Source organism: Arthrobacter sp. Ha26 (assembly GCF_059091705.1).
In genome coordinates, this window is record NZ_JBNHGX010000001.1 from 83,345 (window position 1) to 108,641 (window position 25,297).

Annotated in this window: 19 protein-coding genes; 6 read left to right on the top strand and 13 right to left on the bottom strand. The window is 67.2% G+C overall.

Translation table 11 applies throughout. From position 1 onward, the window contains the following. Positions 1-82 precede the first annotated feature (82 nt). Positions 83-1,555: a zinc-dependent metalloprotease gene (locus tag AC5RVY_RS00355; RefSeq protein WP_493952740.1), complete on the top strand. Its 1,473-nt coding sequence runs from the start codon at positions 83-85 to the stop codon at positions 1,553-1,555. Positions 1,556-1,582: 27 nt separating this feature from the next. Here the strand turns inward: AC5RVY_RS00355 and AC5RVY_RS00360 are convergent, their stop codons facing one another. The 3 genes from AC5RVY_RS00360 to nudC are packed head-to-tail and all read right to left on the bottom strand — an operon-like array spanning position 1,583 to position 5,417. Then, entirely contained in the window at positions 1,583-2,212 is a 630-nt protein-coding gene (locus AC5RVY_RS00360; protein WP_493952741.1) for a M48 family metallopeptidase, read from the bottom strand. Then, the gene (locus AC5RVY_RS00365) at positions 2,209-4,341 is read right to left on the bottom strand and encodes an ATP-dependent DNA helicase UvrD2 (RefSeq protein ID WP_493952742.1); all 2,133 of its coding nucleotides are present in this window, start codon (positions 4,339-4,341) and stop codon (positions 2,209-2,211) included. Before AC5RVY_RS00365 ends, AC5RVY_RS00360 begins: the two co-directional genes overlap by 4 nt. A 53-nt stretch (positions 4,342-4,394) precedes the next feature. Further along, positions 4,395-5,417: an NAD(+) diphosphatase gene (gene nudC, locus AC5RVY_RS00370; RefSeq protein WP_493952743.1), complete on the bottom strand. Its 1,023-nt coding sequence runs from the start codon at positions 5,415-5,417 to the stop codon at positions 4,395-4,397. A gap of 152 nt (positions 5,418-5,569) precedes the next feature. Between nudC and AC5RVY_RS00375 the strand changes: the two genes are divergently transcribed. After that, positions 5,570-6,838: a macrolide 2'-phosphotransferase gene (locus AC5RVY_RS00375; RefSeq protein WP_493952744.1), complete on the top strand. Its 1,269-nt coding sequence runs from the start codon at positions 5,570-5,572 to the stop codon at positions 6,836-6,838. Here the strand turns inward: AC5RVY_RS00375 and AC5RVY_RS00380 are convergent. The 3 genes from AC5RVY_RS00380 to AC5RVY_RS00390 all read right to left on the bottom strand — a co-directional run bounded on the left by AC5RVY_RS00380 (position 6,835) and on the right by AC5RVY_RS00390 (position 14,185). Then, positions 6,835-10,371 carry an ATP-dependent helicase gene (locus AC5RVY_RS00380; RefSeq protein ID WP_493953671.1) on the bottom strand — a complete coding sequence of 1,179 codons (3,537 nt, stop codon included), beginning with the start codon at positions 10,369-10,371 and terminating at the stop codon, positions 6,835-6,837. The two genes, AC5RVY_RS00375 and AC5RVY_RS00380, sit on opposite strands and share 4 nt — an antisense overlap. Then, positions 10,371-13,568, bottom strand: coding sequence for an ATP-dependent helicase (locus tag AC5RVY_RS00385; RefSeq protein ID WP_493953672.1), 3,198 nt, complete (start codon positions 13,566-13,568; stop codon positions 10,371-10,373). Before AC5RVY_RS00385 ends, AC5RVY_RS00380 begins: the two co-directional genes overlap by 1 nt. 200 nt (positions 13,569-13,768) lie before the next feature. Continuing rightward, positions 13,769-14,185: an MGMT family protein gene (locus tag AC5RVY_RS00390; protein ID WP_493952745.1), complete on the bottom strand. Its 417-nt coding sequence runs from the start codon at positions 14,183-14,185 to the stop codon at positions 13,769-13,771. Between the two features lie 63 nt (positions 14,186-14,248). On the opposite strand from AC5RVY_RS00390, the gene AC5RVY_RS00395 reads away from it, so the two are divergent. The 4 genes from AC5RVY_RS00395 to AC5RVY_RS00410 all read left to right on the top strand — a co-directional run bounded on the left by AC5RVY_RS00395 (position 14,249) and on the right by AC5RVY_RS00410 (position 17,739). Further along, positions 14,249-14,959, top strand: a complete 711-nt coding sequence (locus tag AC5RVY_RS00395) for a 3'-5' exonuclease (RefSeq protein WP_493952746.1) — start codon at positions 14,249-14,251, stop codon at positions 14,957-14,959. 329 nt (positions 14,960-15,288) lie between these two features. Continuing rightward, on the top strand, positions 15,289-16,224 hold the full coding sequence (locus tag AC5RVY_RS00400) for a substrate-binding periplasmic protein (protein ID WP_493952747.1): 936 nt from the start codon (positions 15,289-15,291) through the stop codon (positions 16,222-16,224). A 16-nt stretch (positions 16,225-16,240) separates the two neighbouring features. Continuing rightward, positions 16,241-17,005 (top strand): amino acid ABC transporter permease, encoded by a 765-nt coding sequence (locus tag AC5RVY_RS00405; RefSeq protein WP_493952748.1) that lies wholly within the window; start codon positions 16,241-16,243, stop codon positions 17,003-17,005. Beyond that, on the top strand, positions 17,002-17,739 hold the full coding sequence (locus AC5RVY_RS00410; RefSeq protein ID WP_493952749.1) for an amino acid ABC transporter ATP-binding protein: 738 nt from the start codon (positions 17,002-17,004) through the stop codon (positions 17,737-17,739). The genes AC5RVY_RS00405 and AC5RVY_RS00410 overlap by 4 nt, the downstream gene beginning before the upstream one ends. 67 nt (positions 17,740-17,806) lie before the next feature. Here the strand turns inward: AC5RVY_RS00410 and hemL are convergent, their stop codons facing one another. The 7 genes from hemL to hemQ all read right to left on the bottom strand — a co-directional run bounded on the left by hemL (position 17,807) and on the right by hemQ (position 25,274). Continuing rightward, entirely contained in the window at positions 17,807-19,138 is a 1,332-nt protein-coding gene (hemL, locus tag AC5RVY_RS00415) for a glutamate-1-semialdehyde 2,1-aminomutase (protein ID WP_493952750.1), read from the bottom strand. Positions 19,139-19,167: 29 nt separating this feature from the next. After that, positions 19,168-20,244: an LLM class flavin-dependent oxidoreductase gene (locus tag AC5RVY_RS00420; RefSeq protein ID WP_493952751.1), complete on the bottom strand. Its 1,077-nt coding sequence runs from the start codon at positions 20,242-20,244 to the stop codon at positions 19,168-19,170. Beyond that, a complete protein-coding gene (gene hemB / locus AC5RVY_RS00425; RefSeq protein ID WP_493952752.1) occupies positions 20,244-21,224 on the bottom strand; it encodes a porphobilinogen synthase in 981 nt (326 codons plus the stop codon). The genes AC5RVY_RS00420 and hemB overlap by 1 nt, the downstream gene beginning before the upstream one ends. Positions 21,225-21,309: 85 nt before the next feature. Next, on the bottom strand, positions 21,310-22,218 hold the full coding sequence (locus AC5RVY_RS00430) for a uroporphyrinogen-III synthase (protein ID WP_493952753.1): 909 nt from the start codon (positions 22,216-22,218) through the stop codon (positions 21,310-21,312). 61 nt (positions 22,219-22,279) lie between these two features. Beyond that, the gene (gene hemC, locus AC5RVY_RS00435; protein ID WP_493952754.1) at positions 22,280-23,278 is read right to left on the bottom strand and encodes a hydroxymethylbilane synthase; all 999 of its coding nucleotides are present in this window, start codon (positions 23,276-23,278) and stop codon (positions 22,280-22,282) included. Beyond that, complete coding sequence (locus AC5RVY_RS00440) at positions 23,275-24,576, bottom strand: ferrochelatase (protein ID WP_493952755.1); 1,302 nt, start codon at positions 24,574-24,576, stop codon at positions 23,275-23,277. Before AC5RVY_RS00440 ends, hemC begins: the two co-directional genes overlap by 4 nt. After that, positions 24,573-25,274, bottom strand: coding sequence for a hydrogen peroxide-dependent heme synthase (gene hemQ, locus AC5RVY_RS00445; RefSeq protein ID WP_493952756.1), 702 nt, complete (start codon positions 25,272-25,274; stop codon positions 24,573-24,575). Before hemQ ends, AC5RVY_RS00440 begins: the two co-directional genes overlap by 4 nt. Positions 25,275-25,297: the final 23 nt, after the last annotated feature.

The following is a 25,297-nucleotide window of genomic DNA, read 5'->3' on the forward strand; positions in this document are numbered from 1 at the left end:
GCCACGCACCGCGGCAGACAGCCGACCGGCACCGGGGTACCGTGAAGGTTGAGCACCAGCCATACCGACGATCGGCGGGATCATGACTTCCAACCCACTCAATCCGTCCAACGGCGACGACACCCCCAAAGACCCGTTGACCGAGATGCTGCAAAACCTCATGGGGGGCAAGGGGATGGAGAATTTCGACCCCGCCGAACTCGCCAAAGCAGCCGGGCTGCCCAACGACCCGAACCTGCTCGCCCAGATGTTCTCCCAGGTGCAGGCCATGATGAGCGCCCCGTCCGAGGGGCCCGTGAACTGGCAGCTGGCCCACGAGAATGCCCGGCGGGTAGCAGCGGCAAACGCTGATCCGTCAGTCACCTCGCAGCAGTCCCGCGAGGTGGACGAAGCGCTGCGGCTCGCTGAACTGTGGCTTGACCCTGTCACTGACCTTCCCGCCACCGGCCTGATTGGGCGGGCATGGTCCCGGGCGGAGTGGGTCGAGGCCACGCTGGGCACCTGGAAGAGGCTCACGGAGCCGGTGGCGAACAGCATCGCCAATGCGCTCTCCTCCGCCATGACGGAGCAGATGCCCGAAGAGATGAAGTCGATGATGGGCGGGGCATCGTCCATGCTCCAGAACATGGGCGGCGCTATTTTCGGCATGCAACTGGGCCAGGCCATCGGCGCCCTCTCCCAGGACGTAGTCAGTTCAACGGACATCGGCGTGCCCCTGGCCGATCTTGAGATGGCACTGCTGCCCGTCAACATCGCCGCCTTCGGTGAAGGGTTGTCCCTGCCCGAAAACGACATCCGGCTGTTCCTCGCTGTGCGGGAAGCTGCCCACGCCAGGCTCTTCGTCCAGGTTCCCTGGCTGCGGGGCCACCTGCTGGGCGCCATCGAGGCCTACGCCCGCGGCATCCACATTGACACTTCCCGCATTGAAGAACTGGCAAGGGACCTGGATCCGAGCAATCCCGAGGGCATCCAGGAAGCCTTGTCGCAGGGCGTTTTTATGCCCCAGCGCACGCCGGCACAGGACCAGGCGCTGGAGAAACTGGAGACGGCGCTTGCCCTCGTGGAGGGCTGGGTGGACGAGCTCACAGCCGCTGCCACCGAGAAGATGCTGCCCTCCGCAGGCGCGCTGCGGGAAACGGTGCGGCGCCGCCGCGCCACCGGTGGGCCGGCAGAGCACGCCTTCGCCGCCTTGGTGGGGCTGGAACTGCGTCCCCGCCGGCTGCGGGATGCCGCAACGCTTTGGGCAACCTTGAAGGAAGAACGCGGCATCGAAGGCCGCGACGCGATCTGGCATCACCCCGATCTGCTCCCCACCGCCGAGGACCTGGACGATCCCAAGGGCTTCAGCGGACGCCGCAAGCTGGCCGAGGCCAGTGACAGCGAGGTGGACGACGCCCTGCAGAAGTTGCTGAGCGGCGGGTTTGACCAGACCCCGCCGGCCGGGACAGAAGAGCCCGACGGCGGACCCGCCGGCGGAGGCCAGGCTGACGGCGGCGGCGCGGACGATGGCGGGCAGGCCGGCCAGGAGGGTCCGGGCAACGGGCCGAAAGGCTAAGCCGGCCTGTTTCGGCGCCTGCCGGGCCTAGTCGGCGTCGGCCAGCCAGGGTTCCTCCGGCCAGGGTTCCTGCCCTGGCCGGTGAGCGGAACCGGACGTGTCCTGCCCTCCACCGTCTTTGAGGCCGCGGGACATGGCATACGACACGCCTTCCAGGAAGGCCTTCGCCCGCGCCGTCTCCGGGTAGGCCTCGAGCAGCTTCCAGAAGGCGGCGTTGTGCCGCGCCACCAGGAGGTGGGCGAGCTCATGGAGCAGCACATAATCGATGACCCACTGCGGCATGGGCCGGAGCTTGTCTGAAAGACGGATGGTGCCTTCAGCCGGGGTGGCCGAACCCCACCGCGAGTTCTGGTTGCTGACCCAGCGCACCGATGCCGGGGCGGCCCGCCCGCCGAGGTACCGTTCTGAGAGCTGGGCGGCGTGGGCGGCCAGGGCGGCGTCGGAAGCGGGGCGTTTCCGCCCGGAAGCGGCGCGCCGTTCCCCCTGCTTGTGCAGCTTGGCCAGCATCCGGTGAACCCATTCCTTTTCCTGGGCCGCCGTGAAGCGCGCCGGAATGGCCACCACGGCCGTCCCGTTCTCCCAGAACGCGGCCACTGTCCTGGTCCGGCGGGCCGAGCGCCGGACCTCCACGGGAGCGCCGTCCGCGCTTGTGATCACAGCGAGGTGCTTTCGACCAGTACCCGGAGGACGTCTTCGCCGTAGCGTTCCAGCTTGGAGGGTCCCACGCCGGCGAGTGCGGCAAGTTCCTCCAGTGAGGAAGGCTTTGCTTCGGCAATCGCTGTCAGCGTGGCGTCCGTGAACACTACGAAGGCGGGCACGTCGGCGGACAAGGCGGTCTCCCGGCGCCAGGTCCGCAGCGCGTCGAAGGTCTGTTCCTCATAGCTCGGTGGGCAGGAGTTGCAGCGCCCCACCTTGCGTTCAGCTCCCGTACTCAGCATGCTCCCGCAGACCCTGCACACGGCCGGGACAGCAGCCTTGCGGCGCGGAGCCGGGCCCTTTCCGCGTGCGTTTGAAGCGGCAACGGAGTCAGGGCGCAGTCCGTCCAGGAACCTTGAGGGTTTGCGGTTGGCCCGGCCGCCGGGAGTTCGGGCGGTGGACCAGGACAGGGAGAGGTGTTCGCGGGCCCGGGTGATGCCCACATACAGGAGCCGCCGTTCCTCGTCCACTGTTTCGGGGGAGTCCGCGAAGGAGATGGGCATCAACCCTTCACTGAGCCCCACCAGGAACACCGCATCCCACTCCAGTCCTTTCGCGGCGTGCAGGGACGCCAAGGTAACTCCCTGCACCGTGGGTGCGTGCTGGGCCAGCGAGCGTTCTTGGAGTTCGTTCACGAAGTCAGCCAGGCCAAACTCCGGGCCGCGGGACTGGACGAGTTCATCGGCCAGGGCCACCAGCGCCGCCAAGGATTCCCAGCGTTCGCGCAGGGCACCGCCGTTGTGTGGTGGGGCGTCGGTGTAACCGAGGGACGCCACAATGTCCCGGACCAGCTGACCGAGCGGTTCCGCTGATTCGGCGGAGATGGCCCTGGTGGCTGCCCGCAACTGGAGGATGGCGTCGCGTACCTCCTTGCGGGCAAAGAACCGCTCTCCTCCGCGCAGCTGGTAGCCGATGCCGGCGGCGGCGAGGGCCTGTTCGTAGGCTTCGGACTGTCCGTTGGTGCGGAAGAGGACCGCCACCTCACTGGCCGGGGTGCCGCCGTCGAGCAATGCCTTGATTTTCTGCGCCACGGTGGCGGCTTCCGCTTCGTCATCGGTGCATTCGGTGAACTGCGGAGCGGGCCCGGCCGGGCGCTGGGCCACAAGCTGCAGCGGAGCAGCCCACGCGGCGTCCGCTGCCGGCCCGCCGCTGCGCCTCCCGGCGAGGAGGTCGTTGGCGAGCTTCACCACCTGCGGAGTGGAGCGGTAGTCCCGGATCAGCTTCACCACGTTGGCCTGGGGGTAGCGGGCCTTGAATTTCAGGAGGTGCTTTGGGGAGGCACCGGTGAACGAGTAAATCGTCTGGCTGGCGTCTCCCACGACGCACAGCTCGTCCCGGCCGCCCAGCCATAGCTCGAGGAGCCGCTGCTGCAGTGGGGAGACGTCCTGGTACTCGTCCACCACAAAGTGCCGGTACTGCTCACGGACGGTGGCGGCCACCTTCTCGTCCTCCTGCAGGATGCCCACGGTAATCAGCAGGACGTCCTCGAAGTCGATGACATTGCGGTCCGTCTTGACGTCCTCATAGGACTGGAAAACCCTGGCGACGGCGGTGAGGTCAAACCCGCCCGGCGTGCCCCTGTCCTGGGCATTCTCGAGGTAGTTGGCCGGAGTGAGCATGGACACTTTGGCCCACTCAATTTCCGAGGCAAGATCGCGGATGGAGGCCCGGTCCGTGCTCAACCGCAGCCGCCGGGCGGCTTCGGCGAGCATCTGGGCCTTGTGGTCCAGCAGGTTGGGCAGTGTCCCGCCTACGGCCTGCGGCCAGAAGAACTGGAGTTGGCGCAGAGCCGCGGCGTGGAATGTGCGGGCCTGGACGTTGCCTGCGCCGAGGTCGCGCAGGCGGCTGCGCATCTCTGCGGCCGCGCGGGCGGTGAATGTCACGGCCAGCAGCCGCTGGGGTGTGTAAACCCCTGAGTGCACGCCGTACGCGATGCGGTGGGTGATGGCGCGGGTCTTGCCGGTTCCGGCGCCGGCGAGGACGCACAGCGGCCCGTTGAGGGTGCTCGCCACCTCGCGCTGCTCGGCGTCCAGGCCTCCGAGGATGCGGTCCTCCAGGGATGCTGCGCCGTCAAAATTCTGTGTAGTCACTTTGCTGCTTTTTCGTCTCGACTACCGCGTGCTGGAGTCTGGTGGATAAGGCTTCAGCCGGCGGTACGGTCTTCAATCCGTCCGCCGAACCAATGCTCGATGAGGGAACGGGCAATCGACAGCCTGCTGGAAATGGTGATCTCGCCGGCGAGCACGGACTCCTGGAGTTCCTCCCGGGTGAACCAACGCGCCCTGGTGACCTCCACGCCGTCGGGCGTTGCCTCGGCGTCTTCGGTGATGGCGGTAAATCCAAGCATAAGGGAGGCCGGGAAGGGCCACGACTGCGAGCCGAGGTACTGGCAGGCCGTAACCCTGACCCCCACTTCCTCGTAAATCTCCCGGACCACGGCCTGTTCCAACGACTCCCCCGGTTCCACGAAGCCGGCAAGGGTGGAGTAGTTCTTTGCATCACGTGCTCCCCCGCCGCCCAGGAGCAGGCGGCCGTCCGGACCCACAACGGTGACGATGATTGCGGGATCGGTGCGCGGGTAGTGCTCCGAGGCATCGACCGGGCACCTGCGCACCCAGCCCCCGGCCTCAACGTTTGTGGGCGATCCGCAGCGCGGGCAGTGCGTGTGGGTGGAATGCCAGTTGGCGATGGCGCTGGCCTCGACGAAGAGGGCTGTGTGGGTAGGGGTGAGCGCGGCGGCAACCTCGCGGAACCCCGCCCAGGAAGCATCCCGGGGAATTCCCGCCGTTCCCGGGTCTACGGCTTCGGGCAGGATGAACAGCAGCAGCTCGGTTCCAGGAGGAAGGTCCGAATCAGGCAGGGCGGAGCCGAGGTAGACCGTCAGCTGGGGGGCTGCATCCGCGGTGGCCAGTGCAGCATGCAGTTCACGCGCGTTCAGCATGTACAGCCCGCTACCCTGAACAAGGCCCTGCCGCCCGGAGAGGATTACAGCCAGGGTGTCCGTGGCGGCGAGGAGTTCCTCCACCATTCCCGGCTGAGCCCGGGCTACCGATCCGCGGTCAACAAGCGCCGGTGGCACCGGCAGGACTGTGTCCATCAGGTGGTTCGCCGGCAACCGGGCAGCACTGCCTTGGTGGACCGGTGTTGCAGACTCCGCGTGGCTCATGTGTCAACCGTACTGACTGGGCCTGACAAATTGGTATTCAGGGTGGGTCCCGGTTGCTTCCGGCGTGCCGGCCTCCCCTGTTTTGGACCTTATCTGAAGACTCGCCGTCCTTGGACCGGTGTCTTGGACTTGACGCAATCTACCGTGGAACGGTGAGAAGAAAACCGATTGAACTGGCAGCCGTTGCAACCGCGGCAGTCCCCGGACTGACCCCAACGGCTGTTAGTTCTGCCCCGGACGACCCCGCCGATTTTGACTCTGCCCTGCTGCTCGATTCCGAAGGCAAGCGCTGGCGCGTCCGCTCACCCCGGCATGCGGAAGCGAGCGCGCGGCTGGAAACCGAATTCCTCGTGCTGAGGGCCTTTGCTCCGGCCATCCGCGCCGAGCTTCCCTTCCTCATGCCCACGGTCGCGGGCAGCGTCCGGCTGGGGACCCTGAGCACGTTCGTGTATTCGCACCTTGCCGGAAGCACCCGCAGCGTCGAGGAACTCACCGCCGGACCGGATGCCCTGGCACGTGAAATCGGTGTTGCCCTGGCCGCGATCCATGACCTGCCCCGTGCGCTGGTCAGCAACGCGGACCTGCCCAGCTATACACCGAACGAATTCCGGCAGCGCCGGCTGAACGAACTGGACCAGGCAGCCACCACCGGAAAGATCCCGCCTGCCCTGCTGCTGCGCTGGGAACATGCCCTCGAAGACGTGTCGCTTTGGCGCTTCAACCCCAGCGTGGTGCACGGCGACCTGCACGAAGACAACCTCCTGGTGGAGGGCCAGCGGGTCACCGCGGTGACGGGCTGGACCGACTTGAGGATTGGTGACCCGGCTGACGATTTTGCCTGGCTCGTGGCATCCAATGAGCAGGACTTTGTGGACGCAGTGCTGGATGCCTACACGGCCAGCCGCAGGGATGCTCCTGACAACCACCTTCTCCGCAGGGCAGCATTGTCCGCCGAGTTCGCCCTGGCCCAGTACCTGGTGAAGGGGATCGCCTCGGATGACAGCGGCATGGTTTCCGAGGCGGAGGACATGCTCGCGACCCTCGCCGCTGACATCGAGGAGCACGGCGGGCAGCCGATCAGCGTTGAACCTCAGCGTTCAGCGGCTGCGGCCGGCCAGGAGTCGGTTGTCAGGGCGGCCGACGCCGGCACAACGGGTTCCGTGCCGCCGGTTACCGTAGTGCCAGTGCCCGTCCCGGCCCCGGTCCAGCCGGCGGTCCACGTCACCCCCATCCCGGTGGAAGTAGCGGCCGGCGCCGGCAGCCCAGCTGCACCTGGAGAGGGAGAAGCTGTGACAGACAGCACCCGCGACCAGGACAGGGAGAATCCAGGCACCAAAGGTAGTGACACGGCGGGGCCGGACGACACGTCCACCGCAGCCATCACCATCATCGACGTCACGAAGAACCAGGGCAGCTCCTAAGTACCGCGTCCCTGCCTGCCCAGGGCAGCGCTGACAATCGCCTCCAGTTCGTGGGCTGTTCCAAGATCGTGCGGGCGCACCACCTCGTTGTCAGCGACATAGAAAAAGGCTGCACGCACGTCTTCCAGCGGTACGTCCCTCAGCCGCGCCCAGGCCAGCCGGTACACGGCAAGCTGCACGGCTTTGGTTCGCAGTGCGGCGGCGGAAGGCCGCCGTCCGGTCTTCCAGTCCACCAGGTCCCAGCGGCCGTCGGCGTCCCTGAAGACGGCATCGATGCGCCCACGCACCACAACATCGCCCACCCGCGTCTCCACCGGCACTTCGACGAACGCCGGTGACCTGTGTGCCCAGGGGGAGGCTTTGAAGGTTGCCACCATAGCGTCAAGGTCATAGGCGGCATCAATGTGGTCATCCGAACCGGGAGCTTCCCCCAGGTCAAGCATGCCCGCAGCGCCGAAGTACTCCTCCACCCAGGCGTGGAAGGCGGTACCCTTCCGTGCTGACATGCCCGGTTCCCGTGGAACGGGCCTGCGGAGCCTTCCCACCACTGCTGTCGGGTCCTCGCGAAGTTCCACCAGCGTGGATGCGGAGATGTGGCCGGGAAGGTGCACATCCCGGCCCGCGGACCGCCTGGACCGGCGTTCCAGCAGCAGCGCCGCTTCCCTGGCCCACCCCCCGGCCACCCCGTAAAGCTGCTTGCCGTCCGCCGCGTCCCCGCCGGGAGCTCCTGCCTGCGGCAGGGCCGCAAGGGGTTCCCGTCCCTGCTTGTCCAGCTCGGCAAGCACCTTGGCCGCGGCGGCTTCCATGGCCTGCCGGCGCCCGGCGGACAGGCGCAGCCGGTTCCCGGTGCGGGGATCAACCGGCCCTTCGAGCGGATCATAGGGCCACGCGGCAACTTCCGTCTCCACGGTGAGCGGACTGGACTCCGGGAGGGAAGCCTCGTCCCGGGAGGCCGGATGAACCACAGCGGCCCGAGGCTTCCCGTCCGCCGCGTTGGCCAGTGGTTCGAGCTCGGCGAGGAACGGCGACATGTCTGCGCGTCCTGCCCGGGATCCGACCCAGGCTGAGCTTGACACCCACAGCACGTGTTTTGCCCTGGTGTACGCCACGTAGGCCAGGCGGCGTTCCTCCGACTCACCGTGGGCCTGGACGGCCGCCTTGAAGTCCTTTTCCGCGTCCAGCCAGCCTTTCTGGTCCGGCTGGTCGAGGTCCCACTGCGGAAGGTCTGCACGGTCACCACGCAGCGGCCAGGGCAGGGCCGCCGAGCCACTGCTCCAGCGGGAGTCCCTGTCGCTCGGGAAGGCCCCCGCATTGAGCCCGGGCACAAAAACAACATCCCATTCCAGACCCTTGGAAGCGTGGACTGTCAGGAGTTGCACCGCTTCCCGGTTGACGTCAGAGGCCGGCGCTTCCAAACCGTTTTCCTCTGCAGCCGCGGCCTCCAGCCAGGACAGGAAAGCGAGGATGTCCACCCGCTGGGATGTCCGCAGGAACCCGGCGGCAGCGTCCTGGAAGGCGTCGAGGTTGCGGCGCGCCTGATGGATGCTGATACCCGGCCGTGCCGCCACCTCGATGTCCAACAGCATGGCCCGCTCTACTTCACCCAGAAGCGTGGTGAGGTCATCGCCGAGATAGCCCCGGAGCTGCCGCAACTCGGCTGACAGCCGGGCAAGCCTGCTGCTGGCAGCGGCGCTGAGTGACCGGCCGTTGGCGGACGTCCAGCCCTCCCGCGGCAGCCAGTCCAGGGCTTCCACCAGGCTGGCACCGTCCGTCAGGTCCCCTTCAAGGACTGTTTCGGTGCCGCCATCAAGCTGCTCGTCCACGGAGGGCCCGGCATCACCCGCCTGGCCGGCAGCCTGCCCGCGGCGGCGGGCCAAATGGTTTGACCAGTCGCGCAGGGCCATCAGGTCCGCCGGGCCGATCCGCCAGCGGGCACCGGCGAGCAGCCGCATCAGCGAGTCGGAGCGGCCCGGATCTGCAAGGACCCGCAGGGTTGCCACGAGGTCCACGATCTCCGGGGTGTCCAGGAGTCCGCCAAGCCCGACGATTTCGTACGGGATGCCGCGCGCTTCAAACTGGCGCCGCACTGTTTCCATCTGGGCACGGCGCCGGCACAGGACAGCGATGGCAGGAGGTACCGGGGTGCCGTCCGGCTTCAGCTCAAAGTCGGTTACCCGGAACTTCACGACGTCGTCAGCCAGGGCGGCCGCCTCGTCCACATCCGTGCCGAAGCGGCCCAGGACCACTGTGCCTTCGACGGCATACGGGCTGGGCTGCAGGGGCGGAACGTCCGCCGCCGCAGGCGGGCCTCCAGGCACGTTGCCGGCACCGGCTGGTCCCTGTGCGGCGGCTGCCTTCCCCAGGGACTCGGACATCACGTTGGCGGCTGCCAGGATGGACCGCCCGTTCCGCCAGGCGGTGGTCAGGTAGGACGTAGGCGCCGGAGCCCGGTTCCCCGGTGAATCGGGCGGACCGGTGCGCACGGGGAACTCGCGGACGAAGTGGAATAGCTGCCCGGCGGACGCGCCGCGGAAACCGTAAATGGACTGGTTTGGATCGCCCACCGCTGTCACTGCATGTCCACCGCCGAACAGCCGCGAGAACAGCACCAGCTGGGCATAGGAGGTGTCCTGGAATTCATCGAGCAGCACCACTTTGTAGCGCTGCCGCTCCATCTCCGCGGCCAGCGGAACATCCTGCGCCACCTTGGCGGCGAGCGCCACCAGGTCCCCGAAGTCAAGGGCACCCCGGGCCCGCTTGGCTGTCGCGTAGCGGCCAACCATGTCTGCCACGCTGGCCCGGGTGCGCAGCATCCCGGCAAGCTCGGCTGCTGCCTGGGGAGGGTTCTTCTTTTTGTCCGCCATGTACGGCAGGGACTCGAACTCGGAAAGGCGGGCCATCAGCCAGGCTTCCACATCCTCCGGCTCCTGGAGGTGCTCCGCGCATTCCCCCGCGAGCTGGATCACGGCCTTCACCAGGGTGGACTTTGCGGCGCGGAAGTGCGCATATTCGCCGTCGTAGGCTTCCACCACTTCGCTGGCCAACTGCCAGGCCTGGGCGCCGCCCAGAAGGACCACGTCCCGTTCCACGCCGAGCCTCAGCCCGTAGTCGGACACGATGCCGCTGGCGAAGGAGTGATAGGTGGATACCTTGGGTTCAAGCGAGTCGCTGGAGACCGGTTCCTCCGGAAACAGCCCGCGGCCGCCGTCCTGGCCAGCCAACCGTTGCAGGGAAGCAAGCTTTGCCCGGATCCGTGACGCCAGTTCCCCGGCCGCCTTCCGGGTGAACGTGACACCCAGGACTTCTTCCGGCCGCACCCAGCCGTTGGCCACGAGCCAGACCACGCGGTCGGCCATGGTGGCTGTTTTGCCCGAACCTGCGCCGGCGATGACCAACCGGGGCGCCAGCGGCGAACTGATGATGGCGGACTGTTCCGGAGTGGGCACGTTCTTCTCCCCCAGCAGCCGGGAGAGTTCCTCAGGGGTGAACCGTGCTTCGGGCACAGCGGGCCCTCCAAAGCCTAAGCCGGACATCATTCCGTGACCTGCCTTCCGCGGACGCACAAGGGGCACACTTCCGGCAGCCGGCAGCCATGGCCGCCGTGGCTCCCCTTCGAAGGGTCGTGCCGTGCCTCGAACTCGCTGCCGCCCATGAGGGCAGCGGCCTCCGTCACCATATCCATGGCCCAGTTCTCCTGCGGATCAAGCGGTTCCTGTTGCTGGATGCCCGGATTCTTGGTCCCCGTCCCCAGCTGCGCCAGCACGGCCCCGCCCGGAAGACAGGGAGGGCTGCCATCTCCGCCATTGAAGCCCCCTGCAAGGACTGCGGCCTGGTACGCGCCCAGTTGCGGATGCGTGGACAGTTCCGCCTTACCCGGCTGGCGCTTGCCCGTTTTGAGGTCCACAATGACCAACCTGCCCTCGGAATCGATCTCCAAGCGGTCCACCTGTCCGCGAAGGACCGCCGCGCGGGCCGGCCCATCATCTACGGCCACGTCCGGGAGGGCCACGTCAAAGTCCTGTTCCACGCCCAGGAGGCTCCTGCCCTCACTGCGCATGACCAGCACGTACTGGGCAAGCTTGCGCACCATCGCCTCAGCGCGTTGGTAGTCCAGCCGGCCCTCCCAGTTGTCCTTCATACCCAAGGCAGGCCAGCGGCGGACCAGTTCGGCCACGTATTCCGACCCCGACGCGTCGGGAAGTTCCTGTGCGATGGCATGGACCAGCGTGCCCAGGCTCCTGGCGAAATCGGTGGCCGGTTCACCGCCGGCTGCCTGGACGAACCAGTCAAGGGGAGACTTCTGGACCGTCTCCACTTTGGACGGTGACACAAAGACAGTTCCGCCAGGGGGCACCACAGCCGCGGAGGACGTTAACGGCGGCAGCGCCCACCAGCTGTCCGGATGCGCCCCCGCCACAGGCGGCTGGGCAGCCGCGAGCCTGGCAAGAACCTTCACAGCCTCATGGGCCTCAGCCTCGTGCTGTCCGTCCAGCTGGGCATACTGCCGGAGTTCGGCCACGAGTGCGCGGAGGGTCATGGGGCGTTCCACCGGTGTAAAGGCCCTGCCTTCCTGGCCGGGATCCAGCGGCGCCACATAGTCCAGGAACGAGGAGGGCTGATCGTCCTCGGAGGAGACGGCGGTGCAGATCAGGAGTTCGCGGGCCCGTGACACCGCGGTGGAAAAGCTGCGGAGTTCGTCGTAGCGGATATCACGGAGCCGGCTGAGCGGGTCCCGCTGCAGCGCGTAGTCAACCCCGTGCTCCACCGCATCCGCAAAGAGCGTGCTGCCCAGAAGTTCGCCGCGGAGCCGGGTATTGGGCCACACACCTTCCTGGAGACCCGCTACCAGGACCACCGGCCATTCCCGCCCTGCCGCACTGGCGGGGGTCATCAGTTCCACGGCGTCGTCCACCTGGGCCCGGGCGGCCAGCGTGTCCATGGGCAGCTCCTGGTTCAGCAGGTACTCCAGGAACTGCTCCGGCCCGGCCCCGGGCACCTGGTCCACGTAACGCTCGGCCGTATGGAACAGCGCCATCATGGCATCGAGGTCGCGGTCCGCCCGGGCTCCGTGCGGGCCGCCGGCGAGCGCTGTCTCTGTCCACGAAGCGGCGAGGCCGGTGGAGTGCCATAGCGCCCAAAGCACGGACTCGGCATTGGCGCCGGGCTCGACGGCGGCCTGCCGCCCGGCTTGGATCATCCTGGCCGTGCGGCGGGCAGCCCTGCCCTCCATGCCAAGCGTGGACAAGGCTCCCGGTTCAAGGAGGGCTTCGACGAGCAGGGCGTCGCTGGTGCGTCCGCCTCCGCCGAGCAATTCTTCGCGCCTCAGCGATTGCCGCAGCCGGCGCAGCTCGATGGAGGTGGCGCCGCCGATCCGCGAGGTCAGGAGGGATACCGCCGTTTCCGGGGTCAGCAGGGCAGGATCAAGGGCGACGGCGAACGCATCCAGCAGGGGGCGAACAGCCACCTCATCGCGGACGGCGGATTCGGCAACGGGAACACGCACGGGAATCCCCTGGCCGGACAAATAGCGCTGCAGTTCGCTGACCTGCGCCCCGTTCCGGACTATCACTGCCATCTCGGACAGCTCCCGGCCGCGGTTGATGTGCTGGTCAAGGATCCTCTGGGCAACGTAGCGCAGTTCGTGGACGGCGGACGGCACCAGGTGGGCTTCCACCGCTCCCCCCGGCTGGTCGCCCAGCGGCTCCAGCTGCCGCGCCAACTGCCCGCCGGCCCGCTGGGAGATTCGGCCCGCAACTCCCAGCCACGCTTTCGCCAGCTCCGGCGCGTGCCGGTGCGCATACCGCAGGGGGCGTTCCAGGACAGTGGCAGCTGGAGAAAGCAGCCGCGGAAGTTCTGCCACCAGGTCCGGCCGGGCCCCCCGGAACCCCTGGACTACCGTGTCCGGCGATGACGCCACATAGCAGTCCTTCCCGCGGGCGATGTCCGCCATGAGCTCAAAGACGGCAGGGTTGGCTTCCTGGACGTCGTCCACGACGATCAGCTGCAGGCGCGCGCGTTCGGCAGCGAGGAAACCAGGGGCGTCCTGGAAAACCTGTCGGGCGGCGGTGATGATCCCGGCGGGGTCAAAGGCCTCGGGCATCCGAAGGTCCAGGACGTCACGGTATTCCACATACAGTGCCGCGGCGGCCGTCCAGTCCGGCCTGCCGCACAACCGGCCGAATCCGGCGAGGTCTGCGGCCGTCATTCCCGACTCGATGACCCGGTCGAAGAGTTGGCGGACCTCGTGGCGGAACCCGCGGGTCTCCAGTGCCCCTGCAAGATCTTCGGGCCACGGCAGCTCCAGTCCCGGCATGCGGTGGCCTTCGAGAAGTTCCTTGATGATGAGGTCCTGCTCCGGCCCGGAGAGAAGCCGGGGCGGCCTGGGAAGGGGCAGTACCCCCTCGGCCTTGGCCCGCCGGATCACGTCAAAGGCGTAGGATGCCCAGGTGCGCGCGGGAGTGGTGCTGAGGCTTCGGTCCAGCCTGGCCGTGAACCGGTCCCGCAGGGAATCCGCCGCGAGCCTGCTGGGGGCCAGGATCAGCACGCGTTCAGGGTCTACTCCGTCGCGGAAGACCCGGTTGACCGCCGCTTCAATCAGGACCGTGGTTTTGCCCGTTCCCGGCGCTCCGGGGACGAGGACGGGGCCGGATCCCTGCACGGCGTCAACGGCTGCCCGTTGATCGGGCGACAGTGACGGGGCTTCGGCGTGGAAACTCCGCGGCGGCAGCAACCTGAGCCCGGCAAAGCCGGACCCGGCCTGATGCCCCGCCTCATCCTGCCCTGCACGATCCTTCCCCGCGCGATCCTGCCCTGTGCCGGAAAGCAAGGCGCCGTCGTCGTACAGTGCTCCAGTCGTGGCATCAAACCCGGAGCCGGGATCTGCGGGCCCGCGGTACTCGTCGCGTGGACCTGTGAAGGGGACTGTTATTGTCACGCCGACATTCCATCATCAGCCACCGACAATTTCCGGAGCCCACGCTCCAGTTCCGCCGCAATCAGATCTATCTGCCCGAAATCTTCAGGTCCGGGCGCCCACCGGGCGGCCCGGAGGTCCACACGCCAAGAGCCCTCCCCCGTCCGCAGGTAGTCCTGGTGGGCACCGAGGAGCGCTGTTCCTTCCTGGCGGTAGTGACGGAACGCTTCCGCTTCATGCCCCTCGGGTGCATGCCCGCTCGCTTTGAGGATCCGCCACCAGGGAACGCCGCTGCCATAGCGGCTCATCACTGTGCCGACCTGCCTGGGCCCGCCTGACCCCAGGAGTTCGGCGACGTCGCCGTAGGAGACTGCGGACCCTGGCGGAACCAGCCGTACGATGGCCAATACCGCCTCCACATACTCAATCCGCATTGATCCAATGTAGCCGCAGTGGCGCTCCCGGGAATTGTCGGTGGCCCCCGTTAGCGTTGAATCATGAGTACCTGGAACACCCTTCCCCGCGCAGCCTTCGACCTCGAAACAACCGGCCGCAACTCGCGTGCTGCCCGGATTGTCACCGCATCTGTCACCGTGGTGGACCACAAGGGAGACGTGGTCACCGAGCATGAATGGCTCGCCGATCCGGGGGTCGAAATTCCAACGGAAGCCAGCGATGTGCATGGCATCACCACCGAACATGCCAGGCGTGACGGCAGGCCGGCGCGGGAAGTCACACAGGAGCTGGCGGCAGTACTGCAGGGACTGTTCGACGACGGCGTTCCCGTCATTGCGTTCAACGCCAGCTATGACTTCACGGTGCTGGCCGCCGAATCGGCCCGCTACGGGGTGCCGCAACTTACCCGCTTCCCCGTCCTGGACCCGTACATCATGAATAAGCAGGTGGATCGGTACCGCAAGGGCAAGCGCACCCTTACGGCCTTGTGCGAGGAGTACGGCGTGGTCCTGGACAACGCCCACACCTCTGCCGCCGACGCTTTGGCTACCTTGCGGGTTTTGGACGCGATGGCCGGCAAGTTCCCCAAGCTGAGCATGCCGGCCAGCCAGCTTCACCAGTTGCAGGTGGACTGGGCCGGAAACCAGGCTGCGGATTTCCAGGGCTACCTGCGCAAAACCAAGCCCGCTGCGGTCATCGAAGGTGACTGGCCGGTGCTTCCGCCGCAGGACGCCAGCACCGGGGGTTTCTAGCCCAAAAAGGGCTTAGCGTCTTCGAGACGTATTTCACAGTCATATCGCTTCATAAGCCAGCTTGCTTTTGGCCACCCAGGATTCGCCGCGTCCCGACTCAGCCCTGCAGTTTTACGGTGCACCAGTCAGCACCCCGAACATTCTTCGACGAATGGGCCAAAGCGTCCGCGGTCCTTCGGGATCAGGGCCGGAACGGCCGAAGTGAGACAATAAAGTTTTGCGGTCACCCCTGCCCTGGCCCTGCTTGACCAGCACCAGGCAGGTGCCAGGCGCCACCAGCGCAGCCTTGCGGCCCGGTTGACTTATGACTCAATGAAAGTGACACCCTGATGAAAATCAAAGCGATGAAGTGGTTGACTACCGCTCCCGTGGCAATCGCCCTGGCGGTTTCCCTTGCAGCGTGCGGCTCAGGATCGGCCGAGCCGAGCGGAACCCCCACCGACGCCCTCGCCGGCAGCGACCAGCAGACGCTGGACAAGTACACCACCGCGGACGTCACCCCGATCGACAAGATCGACAAGACCAAACTTGGGCTGAACACTGAAGGCAAGCTCGAGGTGGGCACCCTCTCGGACGCCCCGCCGAACATCTTCATTGACCCCTCAGGCAAGTTCACGGGCTACGACAACGAACTGCTGCGCGCCATCGCCGGCAAGCTGGGCCTTGAGGTCGAATTCGTCGCCACGGACTTCTCCGCGCTGCTCTCCCAGGTCCAGACCAGGCAGTTCGACGTCGGGTCCTCCTCCATCTCCACCACCGATGCGCGCCGCCAGAACGTCGGTTTCACCAACGGTTACGACTTCGGCTTCATGGCAGTTGTCGCCAAGACCGACAGCGGCATTAAGGGCTTTGACGACCTCAAGGGCGATCTCCGCATCGGCGTGGTCCAGGGCACGGTCCAGGATGACTACGTCACCAACACCCTGAAGCTCGAGCCCATCCGCTTCCCGGACTACGCCACCGTTTACGCCAACGTGCGCAACGGCCAGGTGGACGCCTGGGTTGCCCCGTCGCAGCAGGCCACCGGCCAGGTCAAGGAAGGCGACGGCACCGCCATCGTGGAATCCGTCGTCAACACGCAGAACTTCACTGCCTACGCCGTGGCCAAGGACAACCAGCCCCTGATCGACGCGCTGAACTCCGGCCTGGATGCCGTGATCGCTGACGGAACCTGGACCAAGCTGACCAAGGAATGGTACCCGGACCGTGAAATGCCCACCGACTGGAAGCCGGGCAGCAAGGCCGCCACGGTTCCCCAGAGCTGATTGAGCCGGGACGTACATGGATCTCCTGGATCAACTGGCTGACACCTTCTTCAACTGGCAGGAAATGGCGAAGGTCATTCCCGCCCTGCTCACGGTGGGCTTGCCCAACACCCTGATACTGGCAGTCTCCTCCGGCGTCCTGGGATCCCTGCTGGGGCTGGGACTCGCCATGATGGGGATCTCCCGCAGCGCGGGGGCCCGCTGGGTGGCGCGCATTTACACCGACATCTTCCGCGGCCTCCCGGCCATCCTGGTGATCCTGGTCATCGGCATCGGGCTCAGCCCCATTGCCCGGGAAATCACCGGATCCCGGAACCCGTACCCGCTGGGCATCCTGGCCCTGACGCTGATCGCGGCCGCCTATATCGGTGAGATCTTCCGCTCCGGCATCCAGAGCGTGGAGAAGGGTCAGCTGGAGGCATCACGGGCGCTGGGATTCAGCTACGGCAGTTCGATGCGCCTTGTTGTGGTGCCGCAGGGCATCCGGCGGGTCCTTCCCGCGCTGGTGAACCAGTTCATCTCGCTGCTGAAGGATTCCTCGCTGGTGTTTATGCTCGGCCTCGCCGCCTCGGACCGGGAAATTTTCCGGATCGGCAACGATGCCATGGCGAACACCGGGAACCTCTCACCACTGGTGGCCGCCGGGGTGCTGTACCTGATCCTGACCGTCCCGCTCACCCACTTCGTGAACTTCATCGACCACCGCCTGCGTACCGGCAAGCCGGAAAAGAAGGAACCGGATGAGCTGGCAGCACCTATCGGCAAGGGGGCACAGGCATGACGGAATTCGCTTCCGGAACCCTGACCGGCAAGAACCTGCACCTCTCGTTCGGCCACAACCACGTTCTCCGCGGCATTGACCTGCATGTGGAGAAGGGCACCACTGCCTCGGTGATCGGCCCGTCCGGCTCCGGCAAGTCCACGCTCCTGCGGGTGATGAACCGGCTGATTGAACCGGACCAGGGCGACATCCTCCTCGATGGCCGGTCTGTTCTGAAGGACAACCCGGACGAGCTCCGGCAGCGCATCGGCATGGTGTTCCAGCAGTTCAACCTGTTCCCCCACAAGACGGTGGTGGACAACGTGTCCTTGGCGCTGCGGAAGCTGCGCAAGCTGCCCAAGGACAAGGCCCGCGCCGAAGCCTTGGAGCAACTGGACCTCGTGGGCCTGAAGCACAAGGCCGACGTCCGCCCGGCCAACCTCTCCGGCGGCCAGCAGCAGCGCGTGGCCATCGCCCGCGCGTTGGCCATGAAGCCTGAAGTGATGTTCTTTGACGAGGCCACGTCCGCACTTGACCCTGAACTGGTCAAGGGTGTCCTGGCGCTGATGACGGACCTCGCAAAGGGCGGCATGACCATGGTGGTGGTGACCCATGAAATGGGCTTCTCCCGCAATGTGTCGGACACCGTGACGTTTATGGACGCCGGCGTGGTGGTGGAGTCGGGTCCCCCCGAGAAGATCTTCAGTGCCCCGGAAACCGAGCGGCTGAGAGGCTTCCTCTCGGACGTCCTGTAACTCTGAAGCACAAAAAGTAAATCCCCGGCTGCAGCGCGCAGCCGGGGATTTCTTTATGTCCGGGCGTCTAGCCCTGGGCTGCTGCTGCCGCCTTGGCCGCCGCCGGAAAGGCGTCGAATATCCGGTTCATGGCGGCGTCGTCGTGCGCGGCCGACAGGAACCAGGCTTCGAAGACCGACGGCGGCAGGTAGACGCCGGATTCCAGCATGGAGTGGAAGAACGGGGCGTAGCGGAAGGCTTCCTGCGCCTGGGCGTCTGCGTAGTTGTGGACTCCGTGTGCAGAGGTACCGAAAGCGACCGAGAACAGGTTCCCGGCAAACTGGATGGAGTGGTCCACGCCGGCAGCATCCAAAGCACTGGACAGCGCCGAGGACAATTCCAGCGAACGGACGTCGATGAAGGAGTAGACATCCCGGGTGGCGTGGGTCAGCGTGGCCACGCCGGCGGCCATCGCCACCGGGTTTCCGGACAGCGTGCCTGCCTGGTACACGGGTCCGGTGGGGGCCAGGTGGTCCATCACGTCGGCACGTCCGCCGAGCGCCGCCGTCGGCATTCCTCCGCCGATGACCTTGCCGAAGGTGAGCAGGTCCGGCGTCCACGGCTCGGCTGCGTCCGGCGCACCGCCGGTGAGGCCCCAGTACCCGGAGTAGCCGGTGCGGAAGCCGGTAAGGACCTCGTCCACGATCAGCAGCGCCCCATGCTCGCGGGTGATCCGGGACAGGCCGAGGTTGAAGCCTTCTTCCGGGGTTACCACGCCCATGTTGGCCGGTGCCGCCTCCGTGATGACGGCAGCGATGTTGGGTCCGTGGGTGGCGAACGCTTCCTTGACGGCGGCGAGATCGTTGTACGGCAGCACCAGGGTTTCGGCGGCCGTGGCTTCGGTGACGCCGGCGGAGCCGGGCAGGGCAAGCGTTGCCACGCCCGAGCCCGCGGCGGCCAGCAGTCCGTCCAGGTGGCCGTGGTAGCAGCCGGCGAACTTGATGATGAGGTTGCGGCCGGTGAAGCCGCGGGCCAGCCGGACAGCCGTCATGGTGGCTTCGGTGCCGGTGGAGACCATCCGGAGGCGTTCGACGGCGGGCACGCGTTCCTTGACGATTTCCGCCAGGTTGGCCTCGTCCGGGGTGGATGCCCCGAAGGACAGGCCGCGGTCCACGGCAGCGTGAACGGCCTCCAGTACCGCGGGATGTGCGTGGCCGAGCAGCGCCGGACCCCAGGAGCAGACCAGGTCCACATATTCCTTGCCGTCGGCATCCGTCAGGTACGGGCCCTTGGCGGAAACCATAAAGCGCGGCGTTCCGCCCACGGACCCGAAGGCCCGCACCGGTGAGTTGACCCCGCCCGGCATCAGCTGGCGGGCGCGGTCGAAAAGTGCCTCGTTGCGAGGATTGCTGGAAGTCATGGTTCCTATTCTCTCAGGTAGCCTGCCGGTCATGAGGCGGCCAGCAGTTCAGCCACCCGGGGCGCCACCGCCGTACCCAGCAGCTCGATGGAGCGCATCATCGCCGAGTGCGGCAGCGGGCCGTTGCTGTATTTGAAGTCGAAGCGGTCCACGCCAAGGTTCTGCTTAAGCTGGACAATTTTTTGCGCCACCGTTTCCGGCGACCCGACATAGAGCGCACCCTCCGGAGCGCACAGCGCGTCAAACTCTCCGCGTCCGGCAGGCCCCCACCCACGCTCGGCACCGATCTTGTTCCGCAGCTTCAGCCAGTGCGGGAAAAGCTCCTCGCGGGCCTGCTCGTCGGTTGCAGCCACGTGCCCTGGCGAATGCGTGGCAACCTGCTGCATCGGGTGCCCGTACTTGCCCATGGCTTCCCGGTACAGGTCCACCAGCGGACGGAAACTGCGCGGCTGTCCGCCGATAATCGCGAAAATGATCGGATAACCGTATTGTGCGCACCGGAGCACGGATTCAGGGGTGCCGCCCACGCCGATCCAGGCGGGCAGCAGGTGGTGTTCCAAGGGTGGGTAGACGCTCAGGCCGGCGAGGGCGGGCCGGGTCCGGCCTTCCCAGTGCACCGGCTTCTGCGCCCGCACCTTGTTGAACAGCTCGAGCTTCTCTTCAAACAGGAGCTCGTAGTCGGCAAGATCGAGCCCGAACAGCGGGAAGGATTCGATGAAGGACCCGCGGCCCAGCATCACCTCAGCCCTGCCGTTCGAAAGTGCGTCCACGGTGGAGAACCGCTGGAACACCCGGATGGGATCGTCAGAGCTGAGCACGGTGACGGCGGAACCGAGGCGGATGCGGGTGGTGCGGGCCGCGGCAGCTGCGAGGAAAACCTCGGGCGCGGATACCGCATAGTCCTTGCGGTGGTGCTCCCCCACACCGAAGGCATGAAGTCCGACGGCGTCTGCCAGCTCCGCCTGCTCCAGCAACTGGCGCAGCACCCGGGCGTGCGGCTGCGGGCTGCCGTCCGGGTTCTCGCCGACGTCGCCGAAAGTGTTCAGGCCCAGCAGGATCCGTTGCGGGCCCACCGGCGCGGTGGGAATCGGCGGGACCTCAGTCATCAGGACTCCTTCAGCCAGTGGGCGAGCTCGGCGGCCCAATATGTCAGGACCATGTTGGCTCCGGCGCGGCGGATACCGAGCACCGATTCGGTGATGGCGGCGCGGCGGTCGATCCAGCCGTTGGCGGCGGCGGCCTCGATCATCGCGTACTCCCCCGAGATCTGGTAGGCGGCCACCGGGACCGGACTCATGGCTGCCACGTCGGCAAGGATATCCAGGTAGCTCATGGCGGGCTTCACCATCACCACGTCCGCGCCTTCGGCGAGATCCAGCTCCACCTCGCGGAGCGCTTCGGTCCGGTTGCCGGCGTCCATCTGGTAGGTCCGCCGGTCACCCTTGAGCTGCGAGTCCACGGCTTCACGGAACGGGCCGTAGAAGGCCGACGCGTACTTGGCGGCGTAGGCGATCACCGAAGTGTTGGTATGGCCGGCCTGGTCCAGGGCTGCGCGGATGGCGGCGACCTGGCCGTCCATCATTCCGGAGGGGCCCAGCATGTGGGCTCCGGCGTCGGCCTGCGCCACTGCCATCCGGGCGTAAATCTCCACGGTGCGGTCGTTGTCCACGTAGCCGTCGGCGTCCAGCACGCCGCAGTGTCCGTGATCGGTGAATTCGTCCAGGCACACGTCACTCATGACCACCAGGTCATCGCCCACCTCCGCCCGGACATCCCGGATGGCCTTGTTCAGGACTCCTTCGGGATCCAGCGAGGCGGTCCCCTCCGCGTCGCGGTTTTCCGGGATACCGAACAGCATGATACCGCCAAGGCCCAGCTCAACGGCTTCCGCGGCGGCCCGCTTCAACGTGTCGGTGGTGTGCTGGACAACGCCGGGCATCGAGGTGATCTGGTTCGGCTCGGCCAGGCCTTCGCGGATGAAGGCGGGAAGGATCAGTTCGGCCGGCGCCAGCCGCGTTTCAGCGGTGAGCCGCCGCATGGCGGCAGTGGTGCGCAGGCGGCGGGGACGTTGGCTCGGAAATGTCATGTTCGAGGTCCTTCACGTTGTCTCTGGAATGTGTTCGTACCCGCTGGCGGTCCTGCTGCAACTCCTGCGGCGCCGCCCCGACCCGTCACCCCGGCGCGAGCGCCGCTTCGACGGCGGCTACCAGTCCCTGGGGCGTCGGCTCTGTGGCGATTGCTGCCACGGTGAGGCCGAGGGCAGAAGCCTGTTCCGCCGTCGGCCGTCCAATTGCCACCAGGCGGCACCCGTGCAGGGGCGAAAGGGCATGGATCCGCCTCACGGCGCTGGGCGAGGCCGCCACCACCGCATCAATCCGTCCGGCGGCGATTTCCGCGGCGGCAGCTTCCGGCGCCAGCAGGACGTACGACGGCGACGCGTGGCCGGGTGCCGCATCCTCGGCGGGGATGGCGAGCCGGCGCTCCGGTGCCGCGGGGTAGTCGACTGTCCGGTAGGCGGTGACTGCCGTGACGAGGCTGCCTGCCGCCCTCAACCCCTCGGCGAGCCGTGCCGGCGCAATGTCTGCCTGGGGCAGCAGGACTTTTCCGGCAGCGGCCGGCCACACTTCCAGAAGGCCCGCGGCGGACTGTTCCTGTCCGGGCGTGAGCTCCACCGGCAGGCCGGCGGTCTCCAGCAGCTTCCGCGAGGCCGGTCCCACCGCCGCGATCCGGGTGCCGGCGGGGATCCACTGCCGCAGGCTGAGGCCGCGTTCGGCTGCCTTGGCCAGGAGCACATGGACTGTGGTGGCGCTGGTGACGACCAGCCAGTCGTAGGCGCCGGCGCCGAGCGCATCGCAGGCCACATCCAAGGAATGCTGGTCCGCGGCGCGTTCGAAGTCGATCAGCGGCAGCAGCAATGCCTGTGCGCCGGCCTCCCTAAGGGCCGCGACCAGTGGCAGCGAGCGTTCAGGGCTGCGGGTTACCAGGACCCGGGCACCGTTCAGCGGCTGGCCGCCGGGCCCCGTCCCTGTGCCCGGCCCGGTCCCTGATCCGGTTCCGCCCGCGGCTGCGCTGGACGTCATGCTTAACAGCCCTTCGGAACGCGGCTTGGGGGCGGGGCGGGAAGGCAGTCCCATGGCCGGATCAGGAAGCCTGCAGGTCGGCGATGTCGGCGGCACCGGCGGCCAGGAGGACCTCGGCAAGTTCGATGCCCAGCAGGGTGGCTCCGACCTCCGTAAGGCCATCCGTTGCCCGCTTGTCCCGCACTGAAGCGGTGCCGTCCACGGCGCACACCACGGCGTCGAGGTGGAGCATGCTGCCCTTCCGGTAGGCGTAGGCGCCCACCGGTGCGGCGCAACCGGCTTCAAGACGGGCCAGCAGGGCCCGTTCGGCGGTGACAGCCAGCCGGGTGTCCGGGTCATCAAGGGCGGCCAGCGCCTGGGCCAGGACTTCCTTTGACCCTTCCGTGGTTCCTGGCCGCGGCGGTGCGTCCGCGGTACGGCATTCGATGGCGAGTGAGCCCTGACCGGCGGCGGGGAGCATCACGTCCGTGTCGAGGAACTCGCTGACGGCGTCCAGCCGGCCGATCCGTTCCAGCCCGGCCGCGGCCAGGACCACGGCGTCGAGGTCGCAGGATTTCCCGGGAACCACCTGATCCGTGGCATTGCCCGGCAGCCCGGGGACCCGGCCCAGCCGGGTGTCCACGTTACCGCGGATATCGATGATCTCCAGGTCAGGCCGGGCGGTGCGGAGCTGCGCTGCCCGCCGGGGCGACCCGGTTCCCACGGTGGCGCCGTGCGGCAGGTCGTCCAGCTTGAGTCCGTCACGGGCGCAGAGGACGTCACGGACGTCCACCCGCCGCGGCGTGGCGGCCAGGCTGAGCCCTACGGCAGGGCCTGTGGGCAGGTCCTTCAGCGAGTGGACGGCGACATCGCACTCATGGCGCAGCAGCGCATCACGCAGCGCGGCGACAAAAACGCCCGTGCCCCCCATCTGCGACAACGAACCGGTGAGGACGTCGCCGTCGGTCCTGATATGGACGAGCTCCACCGGGAAGCCTCCGACGGCGGCGAGCTGATCGGCTGTTTGCTGGGTCTGGGTGAGCGCGAGCTTGCTGGCGCGGGTTCCGATGCGGACGGTCACGGCTGCGCCGCTCCCCCGGCAGCATTGGCGGCGGCTGCGCCGGACTGTTCAGCGGTGTCCTGGACCGTAACGTCCGGGTAGGGATCGTGGCCTGTGCCCACGGTGGTGTCGGCCCCGGCAATGGTGGGCTTTTCGCCGCGGAAGTTGGCGCAGCATCCCGGCCGGCACACGTCGTACCAGGGACCAAGGGCCGTCGCGGCGGGACGGTCGCTGATGTTGTTGGCCACGGTCCGCTCGGAGATCAGGTCCACCAGGCCGTTGACGAACTTCCGGTGCGTACCGGGGGTCGGCACGCGGGTGGCGGCCAGTCCAAGGTTGGCGCAGGTTTCCAGGGCTTCGGTGTCCAGGTCCCAGACCACTTCCATGTGGTCGCTGACAAACCCGAGCGGCACAATAACAATGCCCTTCACTCCCTGGCCCGCCAGCTCCTCGATGGCATCGTTAATGTCCGGCTCCAGCCACGGCACATGGGGGGCGCCGGACCGGGACTGGTACACCAGGGACCACGGGGCGGTGAGGCCCGACTCATCTTCCACGCGCTTGATGACGGCGGCCGCGGTGGCCAGGTGCTGGGCCACGTAGGCTGAGCCCTCTTCGAATTCGCGGGGTTCACCTTCTGACCTGCCCGCAGCTTCGGCGTCCCGGGTGGGGATGGAATGCGTGGCGAACAGGATCTGGACCGGGGCGTCCGGGGTGCCGGCAGCGGCGAGCTGCGCGCGGACATCAGCCAGGCCTGCAGCGGTCCCTTCGATAAAGGGTTCCACGAAGCCCGGGTGGTCAAAGTACTGGCGCACCTTGTCCACCTCGAGCCGGCCGTCCAGGCCGGTTTCCGTCAGGGCCATGCCGATGTCTTCGCGGTACTGGCGGCAGCTGGAGTAGCAGGAGTAGGCACTGGTGGTGAGCATCAGCAGGCGGCGGTGGCCGGCGTCGTACGCTTCCTGGAGGGTCTGCGGGATGTACGGGGCCCAGTTCCGGTTGCCCCACAGCACGGGCAGGTCGATGCCGCGGGCGGACAATTCGGCCTCGAGGGCCGCCTTGAGTTCGCGGTTCTGCTGGTTGATGGGGCTGATGCCGCCGTTGGCGCGGTAGTGGTGCGAGACCTCTTCAAGGCGCTCGTCCGGGATGCCGCGGCCTCGGGTGACGTTGCGGAGGAACGGGATGACGTCCTCCTGACCCTCCGGTCCGCCGAAGGAGGCCAGCAGGACGGCGTCGTAGTTCTTTGGTGCCATGCGGCCCGCCTCGGTGACGGGATTGACGGCGGCCTGGTTGGCCGGGTCCCTGGCTTCGAGCGGGCTCATGCCAGCACCTCGGCAACTTCGTCTGCGCTGATCCGGCGTCCCGTGTAGAAGGGGATCTCCTCGCGGACGTGGTTGCGGGCTTCGGTGGCGCGCAGGTGTCGCATCAGGTCCACCAGGTCCACAAGTTCGGGTGCCTCCAGGCCAAGGATCCATTCCCAGTCGCCCAGGGCGAAGGAGGAAACGGTGTTGGAGATGACCTGCGGGAAGTCGCGGCCCAGCAGTCCGTGGTCGCGAAGCATCTTTCCGCGCTCGGCCTCGGGCAGGATGTACCACTCGTAGGAGCGGACGAACGGGTAGACGCACAGCCACTCCGCCGGCTCCACCCCCCGGGAGTAAGCGGGAGTGTGGTTCTTGGCGAACTCCGCCTCGCGGTGCACACCCATGGCCGACCAGACAATCTCGGTTCCGGCAAAAAGCGTGCTGCGGCGGATGTCGCGGATGGCCTGCTGCAGGGCTTCCGGCTTGGGCCCGTGGAGCCACACCATCACATCGGCGTCAGCCCGCATGGCTGAGACGTCATAGCTGCCGCGGTGTGTCACGCCGGCCTGCGCGAGCCGGTCCAGCAGGGCCTCGAAATCGGCGGCAGCGCCAGCGCTGCGGATCAGGGTTTCGGAGCGCTTGAAGACCGTCCAAAGGGTGAAGAACTGCTCAGCTGATTCTTCGGTTTTAGTGACAGATTCGGCAGAAGTGTGGCTCATGGTTACAAGTTTGCCCCTTCGTA